Source organism: Paenibacillus sp. BT-177 (assembly GCF_025846815.2).
Classification (GTDB): Bacteria; Bacillota; Bacilli; order Paenibacillales; family Paenibacillaceae; genus Paenibacillus; species Paenibacillus polymyxa_C.
Window position 1 is genome coordinate 68,777 of the sequence record NZ_JAOYTP010000006.1, and the last position, 17,966, is coordinate 86,742.

The following is a 17,966-nucleotide window of genomic DNA, read 5'->3' on the forward strand; positions in this document are numbered from 1 at the left end:
ACTTTAGCGAAACCAAACTTAGATAAATTGAGCTACCTTCCATAAGTTCACTATTTAAAGAATTAAGTAAAATCAAGCTATCATTCGAACAAAAAAAGAGAATTAATAAACTAGCTAGAGATATTATGGCTTCATTGAAAGAAGTGAATAATGAATTAGTAAGAGATTTGATAGAAGATTTTATAAGATAAAAATGGATAATAACCTAACTTTAGTTCAAAAAGAGCATCTGAAGACAGCACTTCTTGAACTCTTACGAACTACAGGGCGGTTAGTTCAAATATATGGACAATGGACTAAAGATGGACAGATTATTAGAGATAATTCTTTGAAAAAGAAAATTGATCATTTAAGCACGTTATATGCGACATTCAGTATATTGAGGAAATGGTTATGAAATTATATTATCGTAATAGTACAAGTTTCCAACCTTCTTTTTATGGTAATTTGTGGTCGTTTCAGACTTTTATTTTTCGTGTTTATCACCTGACAATTAATATTCAATTACATTATAGTTAGTTCCTGAGTTTTAAAAACCGGTTATCCTAGTTTAGGATAGCCGGTTTTTTATAATGCTGGATTATAATTTTCATGCTTTTTATCGCTTATTAACTGGAGCTTCTATCTATAGGCAAGTTCAGCTGAAATATAAAGGTGTTATTGGTATGAGTGTTAAGGTGCCTTGATGTAACTCAGCAATATTTCTTGCTATGGAAAGCCCCAGTCCTGCTCCTGTTTGGATACCTTCGCTGCTTCTTGAATGGTCAACTTTATAAAAACGGTCAAACAGCTTCTCTTTTTGATCTTGCGTGAGAGGAGTTCCTTTGTTTTCGATCTCAATCGTAATTTGCTCAGGAGTCGTTTTTAGTCGAATGCAAATGCCTCCCGGCTTTAAGGAATACTTTAAGGCGTTCATAAGAAGATTATCGATTGCTCTGGCCATTTTATCGCTGTCAACGGAGGTAATGATCGGGGAGTCACCGATTTCCTTCAAGATATATATACCGTTTTCCTGAGCAATGGGTTCGAACTCGAATAGCAATTGATCCAAAAGTTGGAATAAATTGATTTTTCTCAGATTTAAGTGGGTATCGGCTGAAGTGAGCCGTGTATATTCAAACAAGTCATCTAGCAACTTCTTCAAATGAATCGCTTTGTTATAAGTGTTCTGAACAAAGCGCGTATATTCATCTTTATCTTGATAGGATTCTGTTCTTAACAGCTCGATATAGCCAATAATGCTGGTCAGAGGCGTACGCAAGTCATGTGAAATACCAGTGATCAGCTCCATCTTGGATTTTTCTATTTCACGTTCTCTTACAATCTGTTGCTCTAAACGTTCTGTCATTCGGTTGATGTTGAGCGCAACCCGTCCAAGTTCATCTTGTCGAACAACAGGTACCCGATAATTTAGATTGCCTTCGGAAATAATCTGAAGCCCTTGCTCCAATGTAATTAAGTCTCTTACAATTCGTCGTGTCAAAACTAAAAAAGTGAAAATAAACGTTACCATAAACAAGGGGGTAAGAAGATAAGGAAAAAAATTGCGAAACCAATGCCATTCCATAACACTGCTAATTTTCAAGAAAAGTAGAATGAGAATATTATTTATAGCAGTGGCGATAATAAAGCTCAGCACCATTCTAAATAAAATGTTGACCTGGATGCGTTTTTTTCGTTTTGGCTTTTGTATATGTTCATTCAATTTTGTAGCCAACTCCCCACACTGTTTTAATATATTGTGGATCTCTTGGGAATTGCTCTAATTTTTCTCGTAAATTACGAATATGAACCATCACCGTATTGTCAGAGAACCCGTATGGCGCTTTCCATACATTTTCGTAAATGTGCTCTGAACTAAAAACCTGTCCAGGGTGGCTGGCAAGTAAGATCAGGATAGAAAACTCTAGAGGAGTCAGCGAAATTTCATTCCCCTTTAACTTTACCGAATGTTTACTCTTATCAATCACCAGGTCTTTAATAAGAATAAGGGAATTAAATTCTTCTTTTCCTATTAATGATTGACGCCGGAGCTGTGCTTTTACGCGAGCAAGCAATTCTAACGGATTAAACGGTTTGATCATGTAGTCATCGGCCCCGGTAGTCAGCCCATTGATTTTATCAATATCTTCTTCTTTGGCTGACAGCATGATAATCGGAATATTCGAGATTTCCCTTATTTTAAGACATGCTTTGATCCCGTCCATTCGTGGCATCATGACGTCTAGAATAACCAGATGAATTGATGTTGTCTTTATAGCATTCAGAGCTTCCTCCCCGTCAGCCGCTTCAATCACCTGGTATCCTTCATTGCGTAGATATACATGAATAACATCTCGAATCTCGGAATCATCATCCACAACAAGGATTGTATTCATTACCGATGCTCCTTTTTTTTGACTTGGTAGAATTAGGGTATTTAAGGTGCCTAATTAAAGTGTCATCAACATCTACATGGTTTCCTTTTTGCGACAGACGTAAACGAAAGCAGGAGGGATATTGAGAGGCACCCAATTAATTTTTTCGATGATAAATCTTTCGGAAAGCTGCTTTTTCATTTGAAGCGAATATTGAAAGGCGATAAATAAGCCTCCAGGTTTGAGTGCTTTATAAATTTGTCCAACCAAGGTATCTCTCAATTCTCGCTCAAAATTAAAAAAAGGTAGCCCGCTAAAAATACAATCCAACTGTTGAATATTCTCTTGTTTCATCGCTTCTACTAAGCGTGAAGCGTTCGAATGACAGGAGAAGTCTGGATATTCTGTCTGTAAATTATCCCTCATCGTCTCATCCATCTCAAATAATAACACTTTCGTTGCCTCACTTACCTGGGTGTTGATAAAACGTGTGATGGCACCAGTACCCGAACCGAGCTCTGCGACTGCCTTAACCTCGTTCCAAGGCGCTTGTTTAACCATTTTGGTCGCCAGAAACCGGGAGCTTGGTATAACACTTCCCACATTTTTCGGACTGTGAATAAAGCTCCGCAAAAATAAAAGATTTCCATTGAGTTTCAACTGATTATCCTCCATTACGGTTTATGTACACAAATCATAATGAAAAAAACTAAGGAATTTATGAGTATATTTCTAAAGAAAATCTAAAGAATTCATCTATGGAAGGCTCAAAGTCTAGGTCATTCATTCCATACTTCAGAATTTCTTTAGAAATATCCCTATAATCTCCTAAGATTTTTATACTAATATACTCTCATCGACATAACGAGGAGGTTAGAACATGATTAGCGATATCGTCTTACAGCTAGTCGATCATTATGGATATTTGTTTTTTTCCTAGCCTTCTGCCTAGGTCCATTCGGGATCCCCGTTCCTAATGAGTTAACCATACTAACAGGTGGAATTTTGAGTAACAACGGAGTTTTAAACCCGTGGATTGTATATATGGTTATTCTCGCTGGTTTGTTTATAGCAATTACATTTGCTTATTTTGCGGGCAAAGTCTTTGGAGAAAAATTCAAACCAAGGTTTCAAAACAACCGTCATTTCCGGAAAGCAGAGAAACTTTTTGAACAACACGGAGATACTGCAATGTGTCTTGGAATGTTAATTCCAGTTGTTCGGTATATTCTGCCTGTATTTGTTGGTCTAAACGGTGTCTCGTACAAGAAGTTTGCTTTGATTTCGTATTCGGGCGCGTTTGTTTGGACCACTACGTTCTTTGCTTTTGGCAAGTTCTTTGGACATCATATATTACATTTGCTAGATATAATCGATCCTAAATTAGCCGTGGCTACCCTAATAATAGCCGTTGGCACTTTTATCATAACGAAGTGGTTCAAGTTGATCTTTACTGCATGAAGCGATTTTTTGAAACGATATAAAGGAGAACTGTAATCAATGAAAAAAGTAAACAAAGAAAAAATATTGATTCTTACCGGAAATTATGGAGATGGCCATATTCAAGTAGCCCAAGCCCTACAAGATGCAATGCAAATTCGATTTCCTCATATGGAACCTGTCGTTATTGATTTTATGGAATGGATTCATCCCTATGTGAATCATTTGAGTCGATTTGTTTATCTGCAAGCCGTAAAAACATTCCCTCAGGTGTATGGATATCTATATCAGAAAACACGAAGACAAAACGCTCTATCCCATATCATAAAGACTGTTTTCTCTACAGGAATCGGACGAATGATGAAATTAATTAGTAAAGTACAACCTGCTATTGTAGTAAGTACATTCCCTTTGGCAGCAGGCGTGATGTCGAAGCTGAAATCATATGGTTTAATCGATATTCCTACTGTTACTACCATTACCGATCATACCGATCATAGCTCATGGATTTATCCTTATACCGATCAATATATCGTTGGGTCCACAATTGTTCGTGATTCTTTGATTCAACTAGGCGTTGAAGAGGTGCGGATTGCGGATACTGGAATCCCCATTCGTCCGCAATTTTCTCAGTCTATGGAAAGAGAGGAAACAGCCAAGAAGTATGGTTTAGATCCTCATATGCCTACTGTACTTGTGATGGGAGGAGGGGGCGGCATGATTGGCGATGGAAGCTCTACTGTTCAGGAACTTGATCAATTGCCACAACCTGCACAATTCATCATTGTGTGTGGGCATAATGGAAAACTTCGAATGGAATTGAGTGAGAAGCTGAAAAGTTCCAAACATCGCATCTATTTAACAGGTTATATTCATGATGTTCATGAGTTAATGGCTGTATCTGATCTTATGATTACCAAACCTGGAGGAGTCACGACTTTTGAGGCGATTGCTATGGAACTGCCGATGCTACTTTGTAAGCCAATCCCTGGTCAAGAACAGGATAATGCCGAATTTTTAGTTCGTTCTGGGGTAGCCATTCATGCAGAGACATCTCGGGGTCTAACAGAGCGTCTGTCGCAATTACTAGATGATACAAAACTTCTTCAGGGTATGAAAGAAAATACTAAACGGTTCCATCCTAAAGAGTCCGCGTTTGCATCCTTAGAAGTTATTTTTGCAACCTTTGAAATGAAGACTAAATATATGCTCCTAGAAGACAGGCAAGTATTGATTCCTTACTGTTAAAAAGGAGCAGGACCATGGAGCAGACATTAATAATTATCATCAGTGTATTACTCGTTTACACGATTATTCCGACCCTTATGGTTCGACTATTTGGAATAGGGGTTTATAAAAAAGGAACAGGCGACCAGCCCATTGCCTTGACTTTTGATGACGGTCCAGACCCAGAATATACGCCTCTTTTGCTTGATTTATTAAAGAAGCACAACATAAAGGGGACCTTTTTTGTCCTTGGTCGAAAAGCAGAGAAATATCCCGATCTAATCCAACGAATGCACAATGAGGGACATCTTGTTGGGATCCACAATTACGTGCATTGGTCAAATGCTTTGATGAGTCCTAAGAGGGTCCGCGAGCAGGTTAACAAAACGGCCAAGGTTATTGATCGTATTATTGGAGAAAAAACTTTCTACTATCGCCCCCCATGGGGGGTTATCAACCTATTTGACTTTTTTTTGATGAAGAAATTTCGTATGATTCTTTGGTCTGTTATTGTAGGTGACTGGAAAGGCTCCGGCGGCAAACAAAAAATTAAGCAAAGGCTGCTGTCCAAGCTAAAGGGTGGAGCTGTTATTGTTCTTCATGATAGTGGGCAAACCTTCGGAGCAGACAGGGGGGCACCTGCATATATGTTGGAGGCACTAAATGAATTTATCACTGAAGCATTATATACAGGGTATTCCTTTCATAGAGTGGAAGCTGATCGATGAACAAGTTAAATATGGGTTCGGGGAAATTTGAATTAGAAGGTTCTAAGATAAAACTTAAGCCAGGAGCGCACTTTGTCCGGGCTTAAGCTTTTTTATTTATACATCATTTATATAAGACCGAAGAGTTTATTTTCTTGTTCTTGCGTTAGGGGGTCTTTCAGTATAACGGAATATTTAGTCTTATCCAGAACAAGATCTTTGATAAGGATCATGGGGGTGTTAAACAATTCCCATATTTTAATGCATGCTTGGATACTATCCGTTCGTAGCATCCTATCATCTAGAATGACCAGTTCGAAAGAGATTGATTTCACTAGGTCTAGCGCTTCCAGACCATCTGTAACTTCTACGACAAAGTATCCCTCATTGCGCAAATATGCGTGAAAAATGTCTTGGATCTCTGAATCGTCAGCTACAACAAGTATTGAGTCCATTACATGGCACCCCTTTTTTGCGGCAGATATATACAAAAGCTGGAGGGAAATTGAAGGGCACCAACTCAATTTTTTCAATAGTTAAGTTTTCGGCAAATTTTTTTTTCATTTGGAGTGAGTACTGAAAAGCGATAAAGATTCCTCCTGGTTTTAGTGCCTGAATAATCTGATTAAGTAAATTCCCTCGCATTTCACTCGTAAAATTAAAAAATGGTAATGCGCTAATAATACAGTCCAACTGGCCGATGTCATCTTGATTTAATTTTTTAACTAATTGGCAAGCATTTGAATGACACGCGAAATCCGGGTATTTTGTCTTCAGATTCTCTCTCATTTTCCTATCTCTTTCGAACAATAACACTTTTGTTGATCCAGTTAATTGTGTCTTCATGAAACGTGTGATAGCACCTGTACCTGATCCAAGCTCTGCGACTGCCTTTACCTCATCCCAGGGTACAGACTCAACTACTTTAGCTGCCAGAAATCGAGAGCTAGGTATAAGGCTTCCCACTCGTTGTGGATTTGTGAGGAATCCTTGCAAAAAAAGTAGATATTCATTGAAATTCAACTGTTTTTCCCCCGTGATTTATTTTTTTCCTGCTTTATTGATTCAATATAAAAATAGTAACGAAAAAATCTAAGGATTTTACGAGGATATATCTAAAGAAAATCTGAAGATATGTAGACTAGTTCGAGTTCGAAATAAACCCTCGATGGGCTCTATAAAACTCAGGGAAATCTAAACATAGTAAAGTTTAATATTTAATTTGCTAAGTGGTTGTGTCATCACTATTATTATATAATTTTACATATAAAGGAGGTGAAAGTAAGAAAACACGGAATATGGTTCACATGAGTGATGCACTGCAACAGAGAATCGACCGACAAGCAGGTGTAGAATGCAAATATAAAAGTTGTAGGAGGTAAAGTATGTTTAAGTTTAGTAAGAAAATGTTAACGGTAGTTCTTGCAGCTTCCATGAGTTTTGGAGTGTTTGCAACAACCTCAAGTGCAGCGACAGACTACTGGCAAAATTGGACCGATGGCGGCGGGACGGTCAATGCTGTTAATGGATCAGGCGGTAATTACAGCGTAACATGGAAGGATACCGGGAATTTTGTTGTCGGCAAAGGCTGGACTACTGGATCGCCCAACAGAACGATTAACTACAATGCCGGTGTCTGGGCGCCTTCCGGTAATGGATATTTGGCTCTCTACGGGTGGACGAGAAACGCACTCATCGAATATTACGTCGTTGATAGCTGGGGTACTTATCGACCTACCGGAACGTATAAAGGTACAGTGACCAGTGATGGGGGCACATATGACATCTACACAACAATGCGATACGACGCACCTTCCATTGAAGGCCAAAAAACGACGTTTATTCAGTACTGGAGTGTTCGACAGACGAAGAGACCGACCGGGGGCAACTCCACGATCACTTTCAGCAATCACGTGAAGGCATGGGCGAGCAAAGGAATGCATCTGGGGAACAACTGGTCTTACCAGGTGTTAGCAACAGAAGGATATCAGAGTAGTGGGAGCTCTAACGTAACGGTGTGGTAACCACTCAACTGCAAACTGTTCAACGAACGGGAGCGATTGGCATTTCTTCACGGGGAAAGCAGGATGAGGGCTTAAAACCGTATTACAACATAAACAAGGAAATAAAGCCGGAGACAAATACTTATCTGGAAACTGTATACGAAAACCCAACGAGTTAGGAATTTGCGATATGTCTGGCAATATAAGAGAATGATGCTGGGGATTGTTACGGAGACTAAAGGGATACGGTAGTTAATGAAACAGCGACAGTTGAGGACGAGTTCTCGTCTACGGCTGTCGCTGTTTTATGTATGGGTTAACATAATACCCAAGGTTGTCGAAATGGTGAGGAGAGGGTATAGTTTATATGTATGTATTTTGTTCGGGAAGAGGTTCATATGGCAACAATTCACGATGTGGCGTTAAAAGCGGGCGTGTCGGTCACTACAGTATCCCGTGTAATGAATAACCGGGGCTATATCAGCGAAACTACACGCAAAAAAGTGTTCGATGCAATGGAAGAGCTTAATTATCAACCGAATGAAATAGCACGATCCCTGCTACGCAAGCAGTCCAATATTATCGGTCTTATTATTCCCAATGTCTCGCATCCTTTCTTTAGTGAGCTTGCTAATCAGGTGGAGTACTACGCCTATCAGCAGGGGTGCAAGGTTCTACTCTGCAATTCACATATGGATCCCGTGAAGGAAAAAGTGTATATCGATATGTTGAAACGAAACCGGGTAGACGGCATCATTATGGGGAGTCATACCCTGGAGGTAGAAGAGTACCGACATTTGAATTCACCGATTGTGACATTTGACAGGCAGATTGACCCGTATATTCCGTACATATCTTCGGACAATTATCGCGGAGGCGAGCTGGCCACGGAGCTGCTCATTCGCAAAGGGTGCCGGAAAATTGCACATATATGTGGAAATCTGGAGCTGAACATGCTGTCCAATGAGCGGACTAAAGCATTCAAAGATGTTGTGGACCGGCATAGTATCGAGCATGTGATCGTTCAAACGGACTTGAATGTGTTCGACCAAAAGGAGTACGAGCGAATGATCTCCAAACTCGTTCATGAACATCCGGATGTGGATGGGGTGTTTGCTACAAGCGATATTATTGCCGCTTTTGCATTGAAAGAATATATCCGCGCCGGACGGCATGTGCCGGAGAATGTGCGTATTGTAGGCTTTGATGACGTAAGCGCTGCTTCCTGGCTGACGCCTGAACTTACATCGGTAAGACAGCCGATTGCAGAGATCGGCAGGCTGGCGGTCGAGCTGATTCGTAAGCAGGCAGAGGGCGAGCAGGTACAGCCTGTCAATCTGCTGCCTGTTGAATTGATTGAGCGTGCAACGACTTGAATGAAATCTGTTCCTTTAACAAGGGGAACAGATTTTTTTTTAGTAAATGTTAAAGGATTAACATGTCAAACGATTGACATAAGTTGAATCTTTGACATATAATCCGTTTGTAAGCGTTTTATTTAGGTGTACAGCAGCCATTATAGAAATAGGGGGATGACAACAGTGAGGAAATTCAAAAGAGTTCAATGGATGGTAATGCTGCTTCTTTTGGTTATGGTGGTGTCTGCATGCGGCGGCTCCGGAGGAGAAGGTAATTCGGCTTCTGGAGGGGGATCAGCGGATGCGGGAAATGTGAAAGTTACACTTTTGAACTCCAAAGGTGAAATCCTTTCACAGCTGGAGGATGCCGCTAAGGCGTTCCAGAAAGACAATCCCGGCATCACTGTTGAAATCCAGCCGGTTCCGACCGGTGGCTCGCCTTTTGAGCGTGCCTCTGCATTGTATGCATCCGGGAACCCGCCAACCATGACCATGCTAGATACAGGTGATGTGGAGAAATTCAAGGACCGTATCCTCGACTTAAGCGGAGAGAAGTGGAATAAGGACACTGTTGAAAACGCTACCACCGCTACGACGGTTGACGGTAAAAATTACGCGTTTCCGCTGGCTGTTGAAGGCTACGGATTCATCTATAACAAGGCGGTTGTTGATAAAGCGGTAGGTGGAAACTTCGATCCCACTACAATTAAAACCCGAAATGACCTTGAAAAGCTGTTTCAGCAAATCGAGGCATCCGGGAAGAAAGCATTGGTGATTTCACCAATGGACTGGTCCCTAGGCGCTCATTATTTGCCACTTGCTTATGCAGGTCAGAACAAGGACATGGCTGAAGTGGACAAATTCATAGCATCACTGAAAGCGGGCCAGGCTAACTTGGCTACCAATCCAGTATTTAACGGACTTATGGATACATTCGACGTCATGATGAAATACAATATCGATCAGGCTTCTCCGCTGGCAGGAGCTTATGAGCGTGGACCGGAGCTGCTCGGCAAAGGCGAAGTTGGCATTTGGTTCATGGGCAACTGGGCATGGCCGCAAATCAGCGGTTTTGATACAGCTAACAAAGAATATGGTTTCTTGCCTGTACCCATCAGCAACAATGCCGATGACTATGGCAATCAGGAGATTTCATCTGCTGTTTCCAAACGTATTGTCATTGACAAGGAGAAGAGTACGCCGGAACAACAAGAGGCAGCGAAGAAGTTCCTGAACTGGATCGTTTATGATGGGAAAGGTCAGGATTTCCTCGTAAACAAAGCGAACATTATCCCGGCGTTCAAAAATATTACACTGCCTGCGGCCGATCCACTTGGCAAGTCCATTCAGGATTATATTGCAAAAGGCAAGTCAGAGCAGTCGATGAGCTTGCTGCCTGCCGACCACTGGTCTAAGCTAGGATCTTCCATGCAAAAATATCTGGCGAAACAGGGCGATCGCGCAACACTGGCTAAGGAAATCGAAGACTACTGGAAAACCGTAAAATAAGGCTTATTGTCAAATTACCCGGAAATAGAGAGAGAAATCCGAAACAAAGAGAGGGATCACCATGATTGCGGAAAAAGGAGTATGGAACCGGCTACGGACACGGCTGCTGTTCACCGGGCCAACCTTGTTTGCCTTCATAACGGTAATGATCATTCCATTCTTGTACGGCATTTATTTGACGTTCACAAACTGGGATGGTATTTCCACGACACTATCGCTGGTTGGCATCCAAAACTATCTGGCCGTTTTTCGGGATATTGAGTTTTGGAAATCGTTCGCCTTGACGCTCAAATATGTATTTTATACCGTTGTTCTTATCAATGTTATCGCTTTTATGCTGGCTTATGTGCTGACTAAAGGGTTAAAAGGACAGAGCATTTTCCGGGCAGGATTTTTCCTGCCCAACCTTGTCGGCGGCATTGTACTCGGTTTTATATGGCAGTTTATCTTCAACAACGTGCTTGTCTATTTGGGACAACATGCCGACATTCAGGCGCTCAGCACGACTTGGCTGGCTGATCCTGACAAAGCGTTCTGGACACTTGTGATTGTAACCGTATGGCAGAACGCGGGTTACATGATGGTCATTTATATTGCAGGATTGACGGGTGTGCCGAATGATATTATGGAGGCTGCAAGTATTGATGGGGCGAACAGCTGGACCAGACTGCGAAAAATGGTGCTGCCCTTGATGGTTCCTTCTTTCATCGTATGTATATTTTTGTCCCTGCAACGTGGGTTTATGGTCTATGACGTCAACCTCGCGCTCACGAAAGGCGGACCGTTCAGTAGTACTCAAATGGTGTCGATGCATGTGTATGAAAAGGCATTCCTTTCCCGTGATTATGGTGTGGGACAGGCAGAAGCATTCGTGCTGTTCCTGATGGTTGCTCTCATCACTCTGCTTCAGGTTTATTTTAGTAAGAAGTTGGAGGTGGAGGCGTAATGGCAAGCAAAAAAATCGCTTCCTCCATGATCAAATTCATTGTGCTGACAGTGATACTCATATTGTTCATCGTACCGTTCGTCTTTCTGCTGATCAATTCGTTCAAGGAAAACATGGCCATTACCTCGAATCCGTTATCGCTTCCAGAGAGCTTCAATATGGCCAACTATACGAATGCATTCGATAAAATGAATTATTTCGCTGCCTTCACCAACTCATTGGTTATAACAGTGTTAAGTGTCTTGTTCATCTCACTGTTCGCGGCGATGACGGCTCATTATTTTGTCAGAAACAACACCAAGTTCAACCAATATACATTTATGCTGATGGTAGCTTCCATGATCATCCCATTCCAGGCCATCATGATTCCATTGGTGAAAATTTACGGCTCACTTGATCTACTGAACAGCAAGTGGTCGCTGATTTACATGTATATCGGTTTTGGCAGCTCGCTGGCTGTTTTCATTTATCATGGATTCGTAAAGAGTATTCCGAAGGAACTGGAGGAAGCGGCGCTAATTGACGGCTGCACACGGATTCAGACATTCTTCAGGATCGTCTTTCCGGTATTGATGCCCACGACGGCCACTATTTCCATTCTCAATGTACTGTGGATCTGGAATGATTTTCTGCTGCCTTCCCTCATTCTGGTCGATCCTGAGCAGAGGACACTTCCGTTGTCCACGTACAACTTTTATGGAACCTATACAGTGGATTATGGTCCATTGATGGCAAGTTTGGTACTGACGATATTTCCGATCATTATCATCTATTTGTTCGCCCAAAAGTACATTATTCAGGGTGTTATGCAAGGTTCGATTAAATAACTGTAGGAGTAGGATGCCTTATCAAACATACTAGAGTATATACGAGAGAGAATGCAGATCAATTTATTTCCCAATCCAGGCATATGCTGCGGCCGGATTATCGGCTGAACTACCATTTAATGGCTGAATTTGGCTGGATGAATGACCCGAACGGTTTCATTCAATATAACGGGCAGTATCACTTGTTCTATCAACATTACCCGTATAAATCGGTGTGGGGACCGATGCACTGGGGACACGCAGTCAGCCGCGATCTTATGAAGTGGGACTATCTGCCGGTCGCTTTGGCTCCGGACGGTGAGTTCGACCGGGACGGCTGCTTCTCCGGCAGTGCGGTTGAGCAGGACGGGAAGCTTGTCCTGATGTATACCGGACATGTTGTAACCGGGCCTGACAAGGATCAGGATTACAAGCAGTCACAGGGGATTGCAGTATCGGAAGACGGGGTGACATTTGAAAAGTGGGAGGGCAACCCGGTCATCGGATATGACGCCATACCGAACACGGTCAGCCGCAAAGATTTTCGTGATCCTAAGGTATTCAGGCACGAAGATCAATACTACGTCGTTCTTGGCTCTAATGATGCCCAAGGGAACGGGCTTGTACTGCTTTACCGGTCTGAAGACCTGAGAAACTGGACGTATGTCAATGTGCTGGCTGTGAGCGACGGACGCTTCGGCGATAATTGGGAGTGTCCGGATTTGTTCCCGCTTGGCGATCGGCACGTATTCATGCTGTCTCCACAGCGCATGCCTGCTCAGGGAGAAGCATACCGTAATCTGCATTCCACCATGTACGGTATAGGTGACTTCAATGCGGAGGCTGGAACATTTACGGCAGAGCAGTATGCTCCGGTAGATCACGGATTCGATTTCTATGCCCCGCAGTCAACCTTGGACGATAAAGGGCGGCGTATCATCATCGGATGGATGGATATGTGGGAGTCGGAGATGCCAACCCAGCAGGGACACCACTGGGCTGGTGCGATGAGTCTTCCGCGACAAGCGGTGATCGACCACGACAGATTGCTGTTCCGTCCGCTTGAAGAGGTGGAAAATTACCGATCCAATCTGTTCGAACAGCGGGATATCTTGCTGACAGGCGAGCAGATCATGGAGACGTTCGGAGATAGCTACGAACTGAAGGCGGTATTTGAGTTCGAGGCTGGTAACACTGATGAATTCGGCTTGAAGCTGCGGGTGGGCGGCGAAGAGGAGACTGTACTCTCGTATCGTCCCGATGACGGTCTGTTCCGTTTTAACCGTGAGCATGCCGGTATCGGACCGGGCGGAGAGAGAAGAGTGCCCTTAGGCTTACAAGAGGGACGTCTAGAGCTGCGGATCTTCGTCGATAAGAGCTCTGTGGAAATATTCATCGGCGACGGTGAATATGTTCTCACCGGAAGAGTGTATCCCGGAATGGAATCAACAGGTATTCATGCGTTTGCGAGCGGAAAATGTACGATTGTCTCGTTCCAGAAGTGGGATATCCTCGCATAGAATCGCACCACAAACAGGAACCTGACCGTGGATGGTCAGATTCCTGTTTTTTTGTGGCCATTTTGCTCGTGTGATTTTAGGCGCGCTTATGTTGCAGATAAGCATCAAGATAAGCATCAATTTTTGCGAGAGCTTCTTTGGTACCGCCGGATTGCTGGAAGCTTTCATTAATTTTTTGTACGCCCTCTTTATACGCTGCGTTTGACACTACCTCATGTACGCCATCTCTTAACGTTTGTATATTGATTTGATCCTTAGTAATTCGATAGCCAGCTTGAAGTTCCGTTAACCGCTGTGCGACCATGGGCTGATCCTTATCCTGAGGCAGCACGACCAAGGGTACATTAAAGTGAATTCCTTCATTCACACTATTCATTCCACCATGAGTAATAAATACATCTGAATGACGTAATACCTCCAATTGAGGAACATAAGACGAGATAATAAAGTGCTCAGGGGCCGGGTTAATTTTCGTAAAGTCAGCTTTCTCGCCAGCTGCAATCACGACGATGCCTTCAAAATCGGAAAAAGCCTCAATGCAGGTGTTAAAAAAGTCTTCAGTATGGTCCAGAACAGTTCCCATCGAAATATACAAAACCTTTTTATCCTGTAGTCTGTCCAGCGGGAATGAATTTTCTCCTTTACGCTCCGGAAAGCTGGGACCAATAAAAAGATGCTCATCCCCAAATTGTTCACCATTCGGTTGAAAATATCTGCTCGTATATACGACATTCAAAGCTCCTGAATTGTTCATAAATTGAACCAGATCTTTGGGAGCAACACCGAACCTTTCTTTCATGAGATGCAGTGAAGACGTGACTTGTTCATCAGGCTGAAACGGTACTTTAGCGTCGGAGCGGAAGAGATTGGCAGCCATCAGATGATTTGAAATGAGAAAAGATGGGGATGAAGAAATGCCTGGAATATTCAAATAATCTCTTACTAATTCACCAGCTCCGAATCGATCATAGAACACCAAGTCAAATTGAATACGCTCGGACAGCTCCTGGATGATGGCTAAGATGTCCATCGAAGTCTGGATATGAATATTCATAAATGCGTTCAGTCCTGCCGGAGTGTTGGTATCAATGGAAGCAGTCCTGACCAGATCAGGATGCAGGTGAACCTTCGCTCCAACTGCTTCGAGTCTATTCTTGTATTTCTCAGTTGTAATGTAATGAACCTGGTCCCCTCGTGCTGCAAAGGCTTGCGTGATCCCAAGCGTGGGGTTTACATGTCCTTCTGCCGGAAAATTAACCATTAATACATTTAACATCTATCCTTACTCCTTTCCTTCTCTTTCATTTAAGATGCAGTTTTAACTGAATCTCTCAATCCATAATAACAATAATATTTATTTTTTCAAATGATATCCTTTCATAAAAATTCGCCAACACACTTCTAAACAATAAGGACAAGGGCTTGTTAACATGAAATGTGTATAACAAATATTTACCTCGTGCATAGTAAAGACGAACGCTATTTAGCAAGGGAGGTTTTTTCTAAATGAATGTTCAAAGAGCACAAGAAATAGCGTCCTCTTCCATTATGGCGAATGTGTTGTGCGATGGGTTACCTATCTATATTCAGCATGTGAATGAACAGCGTGAGACGGCACAGATCTATGCGCTGAACAACCCGGAAGAGGAACGGGAAGTGCCTTTGTACGCGTTAACAGAACGAGATCAGACCCTTGAATAAGAAAGGAGCGACATGAAAAATGAAACCGAATCAACAGAAAGAGATCGAGGCAGATCGTTTGAATTTTCGGGATCAGACGGATGATGTGGTCAGAGAAGTACCGGCCACCACGGATGCCAGCGAAGCTGTTGCAGCAATGACTTCACATATCAATAAATATGATGTACCAGATGAGTTGGAAGAAGAATAGAGAGTGGTCAAGCGCGCACAGGATAACCTGCTGCGTGCTTTTTATATGACGCCATAATGGATGGTATCGAACAAAAAGCACTCCATGCCCAAACGTACAAGTGAAGCTGCCCATGTGTACGTTTTTTTTCTTTCGTTTTTTTGTAAAATGATATATAAATGATTTTTGTTCAAACGAAATGGACCAGCTGCTCATAGTGGCATTGTCTCTAATATGTTGAAAAGCCGAATTCAGAATTGTAGGAGGGAATTATGAACGATGAATATAATGAACAGGTTCAAAATCTAGATTCAGAAATAAGTGGAAGTGAAGGTGAAGTTGAGACCAAGGACATTTCGAAAGTATTAACCATAATATGGATTTTTATAATTTATAGTGAGTCTGTCATTCTTCAACATTTGTCCAGTGGTCTAAATCTGCTACAAAGTTTCTTATTCACTGTAATCATCATATTGCATATCCTCTTGTACTTGCATGCCCATAGAGTGGCAAAATATTTTTCATGGCTTTATTTTGTTGTACAAGGGGGCTTGATCTTTGCAAGTGCATTTCTTCTACCTGAAAGCTTCTCCATTGTACTGGTTGGGTTAATGCCCGTTTTGGTGGGTCAGAGTATAGGTATTTATTATAAGCCGCTGAAGGTCATTCTTGTATTTTTGATCTCCTACGTAATTTTTTGTGTGGCTGTGGTCTGGCACAATGATGGCAGGCAATTTGTGTTGTTCATCCCGCTATTTTTTCTAATTGTCGTTGTTATAGTTGCTTATGCGGTTCTTTTTCTCAAACAAGTCAAGGCACGAATCCGCACACAAAATGTTCTGAAAGAGCTTGAAATCGCACATCAAAAGGTGGAAGAACTTACAATTGCTAACGAACGGCAACGCATGGCCCGTGATCTGCATGATACGCTGGCTCAAGGGCTTGCTGGGCTAATCATGCAACTTGAGGCCATTGATGCCCATCTGACTAAAGGAAGTACGCAAAGAGCTCAGGAGATTGTCCAACAATCGATGTCACAAGTGCGAAGGACATTGTCTGATTCAAGGCGAGCCATAGACAATCTGCGTTCGAAAACGATCTCGGAAGTTGATTTTGCAGAAGCAGTGGAGGAAGAAATACAGCGATTTACAATGGCTACGAGCATTCGTGTCATACGCAACATCAAAATTAAAGCTTCAGTTCCTAGACTGCTGTTCGAGCATGGATTGTTTATTATAAGCGAATGTTTAACCAATGTAGCCAAGCATTCACACGCGAATACCGTATGGATTAATATCTTAGATAACGAAGGCAAGATTAAAATTGAGATTCGTGATGATGGAAAAGGATTTGATACGAATATTATTGCCAAGCAAACAGGACATTACGGAATAATAGGGATCCATGAACGTGTACGGATGCTGGGTGGAAACATAAATATCAACAGTATATTGCAAGCAGGTACAGCTATAAAAATAGAGGCGCCTCTTACTAAAGGAGACCTATCATGAAATACAAGATTTTAATCGTCGACGATCATTGGGTCGTTAGAGAAGGGTTAAAGCTGGTGTTAGAGACCAATGACAGCTATGAAGTTATTGGTGAGGCCGGAGAAGGTGCAACTGCTCTTAAACTGATCGAGGAGCTTCAACCGGATGTCATATTGCTAGATTTATATATGCCACAAATGAGTGGTTTGGAAACAATGAAAGCCCTCAGAGAAAAACAAAATGAAACACCTGTCATTATCCTGACTACCTATAACGAAGATGATTTAATGATTAAGGGACTTTCTTTGGGGGCAAAAGGATATTTATTGAAAGATACCAGCCGGGAAAACCTGTTTCGCACGATTGAGTCAGCGCTAAGGGGTGAAACGTTGCTTCAGCCAGAAATAACAGCAAGGGTGTTCGCTGCAACGAATAAGAAAGAAGCCAAGCTAGAATCCCGCGAGAGCAGCTTAGTTCTTACGGATAAGGAAAGGCATATATTAAAGTCTGTTGCACACGGTTTTAAAAGCAAGGAAATAGCATTTGATATGGGGATTTCCGAGCGTACCGTCAAAGCGCATTTAACGAATATTTATAATAAGCTTGGTGTTGATTCCAGATCTGAAGCCGTTGCTGTTTCGTTGGAACGTGGGATTTTACAGCTTTAGAGATGTTAACTGAATAGATGTTTTTCATTGCCCAGTCGTACATAAGGTGCTTGCCCCTTTGTACG

19 protein-coding genes and 1 pseudogene are annotated in these 17,966 nt (G+C 42.1%); 14 read left to right on the plus strand and 6 right to left on the minus strand.

From position 1 onward, the window contains the following. Positions 1–608: 608 nt before the first annotated feature. From OIU26_RS18195 to OIU26_RS18205, 3 genes and pseudogenes are all read right to left on the minus strand, one after another. Positions 609–1,705 (minus strand): annotated as a pseudogene (locus OIU26_RS18195) (sensor histidine kinase). Further along, on the minus strand, positions 1,698–2,378 hold the full coding sequence (locus tag OIU26_RS18200; protein WP_058712592.1) for a response regulator transcription factor: 681 nt from the start codon (positions 2,376–2,378) through the stop codon (positions 1,698–1,700). Before OIU26_RS18200 ends, OIU26_RS18195 begins: the two are co-directional and overlap by 8 nt. Before the next feature lie 72 nt (positions 2,379–2,450). Next, positions 2,451–3,017, minus strand: a complete 567-nt coding sequence (locus tag OIU26_RS18205; RefSeq protein WP_264217590.1) for a methyltransferase domain-containing protein — start codon at positions 3,015–3,017, stop codon at positions 2,451–2,453. A 345-nt stretch (positions 3,018–3,362) separates the two neighbouring features. Here OIU26_RS18205 and OIU26_RS18210 point away from each other — a divergent pair, with 345 nt between their 5' ends. From OIU26_RS18210 to OIU26_RS18220, 3 genes are read left to right on the plus strand one after another with little or no spacing between them, the layout of a single operon-like run. Then, positions 3,363–3,818: a VTT domain-containing protein gene (locus OIU26_RS18210; protein WP_264217591.1), complete on the plus strand. Its 456-nt coding sequence runs from the start codon at positions 3,363–3,365 to the stop codon at positions 3,816–3,818. Positions 3,819–3,857: 39 nt separating this feature from the next. Continuing rightward, positions 3,858–5,045 carry an MGDG synthase family glycosyltransferase gene (locus OIU26_RS18215; protein ID WP_264217592.1) on the plus strand — a complete coding sequence of 396 codons (1,188 nt, stop codon included), beginning with the start codon at positions 3,858–3,860 and terminating at the stop codon, positions 5,043–5,045. Between the two features lie 14 nt (positions 5,046–5,059). Beyond that, positions 5,060–5,752 (plus strand): polysaccharide deacetylase family protein, encoded by a 693-nt coding sequence (locus OIU26_RS18220; protein ID WP_264217593.1) that lies wholly within the window; start codon positions 5,060–5,062, stop codon positions 5,750–5,752. Between the two features lie 107 nt (positions 5,753–5,859). Here the strand turns inward: OIU26_RS18220 and OIU26_RS18225 are convergent, their stop codons facing one another. Both OIU26_RS18225 and OIU26_RS18230 read right to left on the minus strand, forming a co-directional pair. After that, complete coding sequence (locus OIU26_RS18225; RefSeq protein WP_264217594.1) at positions 5,860–6,186, minus strand: response regulator; 327 nt, start codon at positions 6,184–6,186, stop codon at positions 5,860–5,862. Further along, on the minus strand, positions 6,161–6,754 hold the full coding sequence (locus OIU26_RS18230) for a methyltransferase domain-containing protein (RefSeq protein WP_264217595.1): 594 nt from the start codon (positions 6,752–6,754) through the stop codon (positions 6,161–6,163). The genes OIU26_RS18225 and OIU26_RS18230 overlap by 26 nt, the downstream gene beginning before the upstream one ends. A 362-nt stretch (positions 6,755–7,116) precedes the next feature. Between OIU26_RS18230 and OIU26_RS18235 the strand changes: the two genes are divergently transcribed. From OIU26_RS18235 to OIU26_RS18265, 7 genes are all read left to right on the plus strand, one after another. Then, positions 7,117–7,755, plus strand: coding sequence for a glycoside hydrolase family 11 protein (locus tag OIU26_RS18235; RefSeq protein WP_013373220.1), 639 nt, complete (start codon positions 7,117–7,119; stop codon positions 7,753–7,755). Next, the gene (locus OIU26_RS18240; RefSeq protein WP_264217596.1) at positions 7,749–7,913 is read left to right on the plus strand and encodes a hypothetical protein; all 165 of its coding nucleotides are present in this window, start codon (positions 7,749–7,751) and stop codon (positions 7,911–7,913) included. The genes OIU26_RS18235 and OIU26_RS18240 overlap by 7 nt, the downstream gene beginning before the upstream one ends. A 192-nt stretch (positions 7,914–8,105) precedes the next feature. Further along, positions 8,106–9,110, plus strand: a complete 1,005-nt coding sequence (locus OIU26_RS18245; RefSeq protein WP_081275952.1) for a LacI family DNA-binding transcriptional regulator — start codon at positions 8,106–8,108, stop codon at positions 9,108–9,110. Positions 9,111–9,275: 165 nt separating this feature from the next. Then, on the plus strand, positions 9,276–10,601 hold the full coding sequence (locus OIU26_RS18250) for an ABC transporter substrate-binding protein (RefSeq protein ID WP_264217597.1): 1,326 nt from the start codon (positions 9,276–9,278) through the stop codon (positions 10,599–10,601). Positions 10,602–10,662: 61 nt separating this feature from the next. Next, positions 10,663–11,547 (plus strand): carbohydrate ABC transporter permease, encoded by an 885-nt coding sequence (locus OIU26_RS18255; protein ID WP_013373216.1) that lies wholly within the window; start codon positions 10,663–10,665, stop codon positions 11,545–11,547. Continuing rightward, positions 11,547–12,374, plus strand: coding sequence for a carbohydrate ABC transporter permease (locus OIU26_RS18260; protein ID WP_040102804.1), 828 nt, complete (start codon positions 11,547–11,549; stop codon positions 12,372–12,374). The genes OIU26_RS18255 and OIU26_RS18260 overlap by 1 nt, the downstream gene beginning before the upstream one ends. Positions 12,375–12,457: 83 nt before the next feature. Continuing rightward, positions 12,458–13,873 (plus strand): glycoside hydrolase family 32 protein, encoded by a 1,416-nt coding sequence (locus tag OIU26_RS18265; RefSeq protein WP_264217598.1) that lies wholly within the window; start codon positions 12,458–12,460, stop codon positions 13,871–13,873. A gap of 76 nt (positions 13,874–13,949) precedes the next feature. Here the strand turns inward: OIU26_RS18265 and OIU26_RS18270 are convergent, their stop codons facing one another. Continuing rightward, complete coding sequence (locus OIU26_RS18270; RefSeq protein ID WP_264217599.1) at positions 13,950–15,149, minus strand: macrolide family glycosyltransferase; 1,200 nt, start codon at positions 15,147–15,149, stop codon at positions 13,950–13,952. Between the two features lie 230 nt (positions 15,150–15,379). Here OIU26_RS18270 and OIU26_RS18275 point away from each other — a divergent pair, with 230 nt between their 5' ends. The 4 genes from OIU26_RS18275 (at position 15,380) to OIU26_RS18290 (ending at position 17,901) form a co-directional block, all read left to right on the plus strand. After that, positions 15,380–15,574, plus strand: a complete 195-nt coding sequence (locus tag OIU26_RS18275) for an H-type small acid-soluble spore protein (protein WP_264217600.1) — start codon at positions 15,380–15,382, stop codon at positions 15,572–15,574. A gap of 19 nt (positions 15,575–15,593) precedes the next feature. After that, positions 15,594–15,764, plus strand: coding sequence for a hypothetical protein (locus tag OIU26_RS18280; protein WP_013373210.1), 171 nt, complete (start codon positions 15,594–15,596; stop codon positions 15,762–15,764). 251 nt (positions 15,765–16,015) lie between these two features. Further along, positions 16,016–17,254 (plus strand): sensor histidine kinase, encoded by a 1,239-nt coding sequence (locus OIU26_RS18285; RefSeq protein ID WP_264217601.1) that lies wholly within the window; start codon positions 16,016–16,018, stop codon positions 17,252–17,254. After that, positions 17,251–17,901: a response regulator gene (locus OIU26_RS18290; protein WP_025674660.1), complete on the plus strand. Its 651-nt coding sequence runs from the start codon at positions 17,251–17,253 to the stop codon at positions 17,899–17,901. Before OIU26_RS18285 ends, OIU26_RS18290 begins: the two co-directional genes overlap by 4 nt. Positions 17,902–17,966: the final 65 nt, after the last annotated feature.

What these genes read in the sequence shown, in the direction of transcription:
- OIU26_RS18200 (WP_058712592.1), bottom strand. Translation starts at nt 2,378, where the DNA reads ATGAATACAATCCTTGTTGTGGATGATGATTCCGAGATTCGAGATGTT.
- OIU26_RS18215 (WP_264217592.1), top strand. Translation starts at nt 3,858, where the DNA reads ATGAAAAAAGTAAACAAAGAAAAAATATTGATTCTTACCGGAAATTAT.
- OIU26_RS18220 (WP_264217593.1), top strand. Translation starts at nt 5,060, where the DNA reads ATGGAGCAGACATTAATAATTATCATCAGTGTATTACTCGTTTACACG.
- OIU26_RS18225 (WP_264217594.1), bottom strand. Translation starts at nt 6,186, where the DNA reads ATGGACTCAATACTTGTTGTAGCTGACGATTCAGAGATCCAAGACATT.
- OIU26_RS18235 (WP_013373220.1), top strand. Translation starts at nt 7,117, where the DNA reads ATGTTTAAGTTTAGTAAGAAAATGTTAACGGTAGTTCTTGCAGCTTCC.
- OIU26_RS18245 (WP_081275952.1), top strand. Translation starts at nt 8,106, where the DNA reads ATGTATTTTGTTCGGGAAGAGGTTCATATGGCAACAATTCACGATGTG.
- OIU26_RS18255 (WP_013373216.1), top strand. Translation starts at nt 10,663, where the DNA reads ATGATTGCGGAAAAAGGAGTATGGAACCGGCTACGGACACGGCTGCTG.
- OIU26_RS18260 (WP_040102804.1), top strand. Translation starts at nt 11,547, where the DNA reads ATGGCAAGCAAAAAAATCGCTTCCTCCATGATCAAATTCATTGTGCTG.
- OIU26_RS18265 (WP_264217598.1), top strand. Translation starts at nt 12,458, where the DNA reads ATGCTGCGGCCGGATTATCGGCTGAACTACCATTTAATGGCTGAATTT.
- OIU26_RS18270 (WP_264217599.1), bottom strand. Translation starts at nt 15,149, where the DNA reads ATGTTAAATGTATTAATGGTTAATTTTCCGGCAGAAGGACATGTAAAC.
- OIU26_RS18275 (WP_264217600.1), top strand. Translation starts at nt 15,380, where the DNA reads ATGAATGTTCAAAGAGCACAAGAAATAGCGTCCTCTTCCATTATGGCG.
- OIU26_RS18280 (WP_013373210.1), top strand. Translation starts at nt 15,594, where the DNA reads ATGAAACCGAATCAACAGAAAGAGATCGAGGCAGATCGTTTGAATTTT.
- OIU26_RS18285 (WP_264217601.1), top strand. Translation starts at nt 16,016, where the DNA reads ATGAACGATGAATATAATGAACAGGTTCAAAATCTAGATTCAGAAATA.
- OIU26_RS18290 (WP_025674660.1), top strand. Translation starts at nt 17,251, where the DNA reads ATGAAATACAAGATTTTAATCGTCGACGATCATTGGGTCGTTAGAGAA.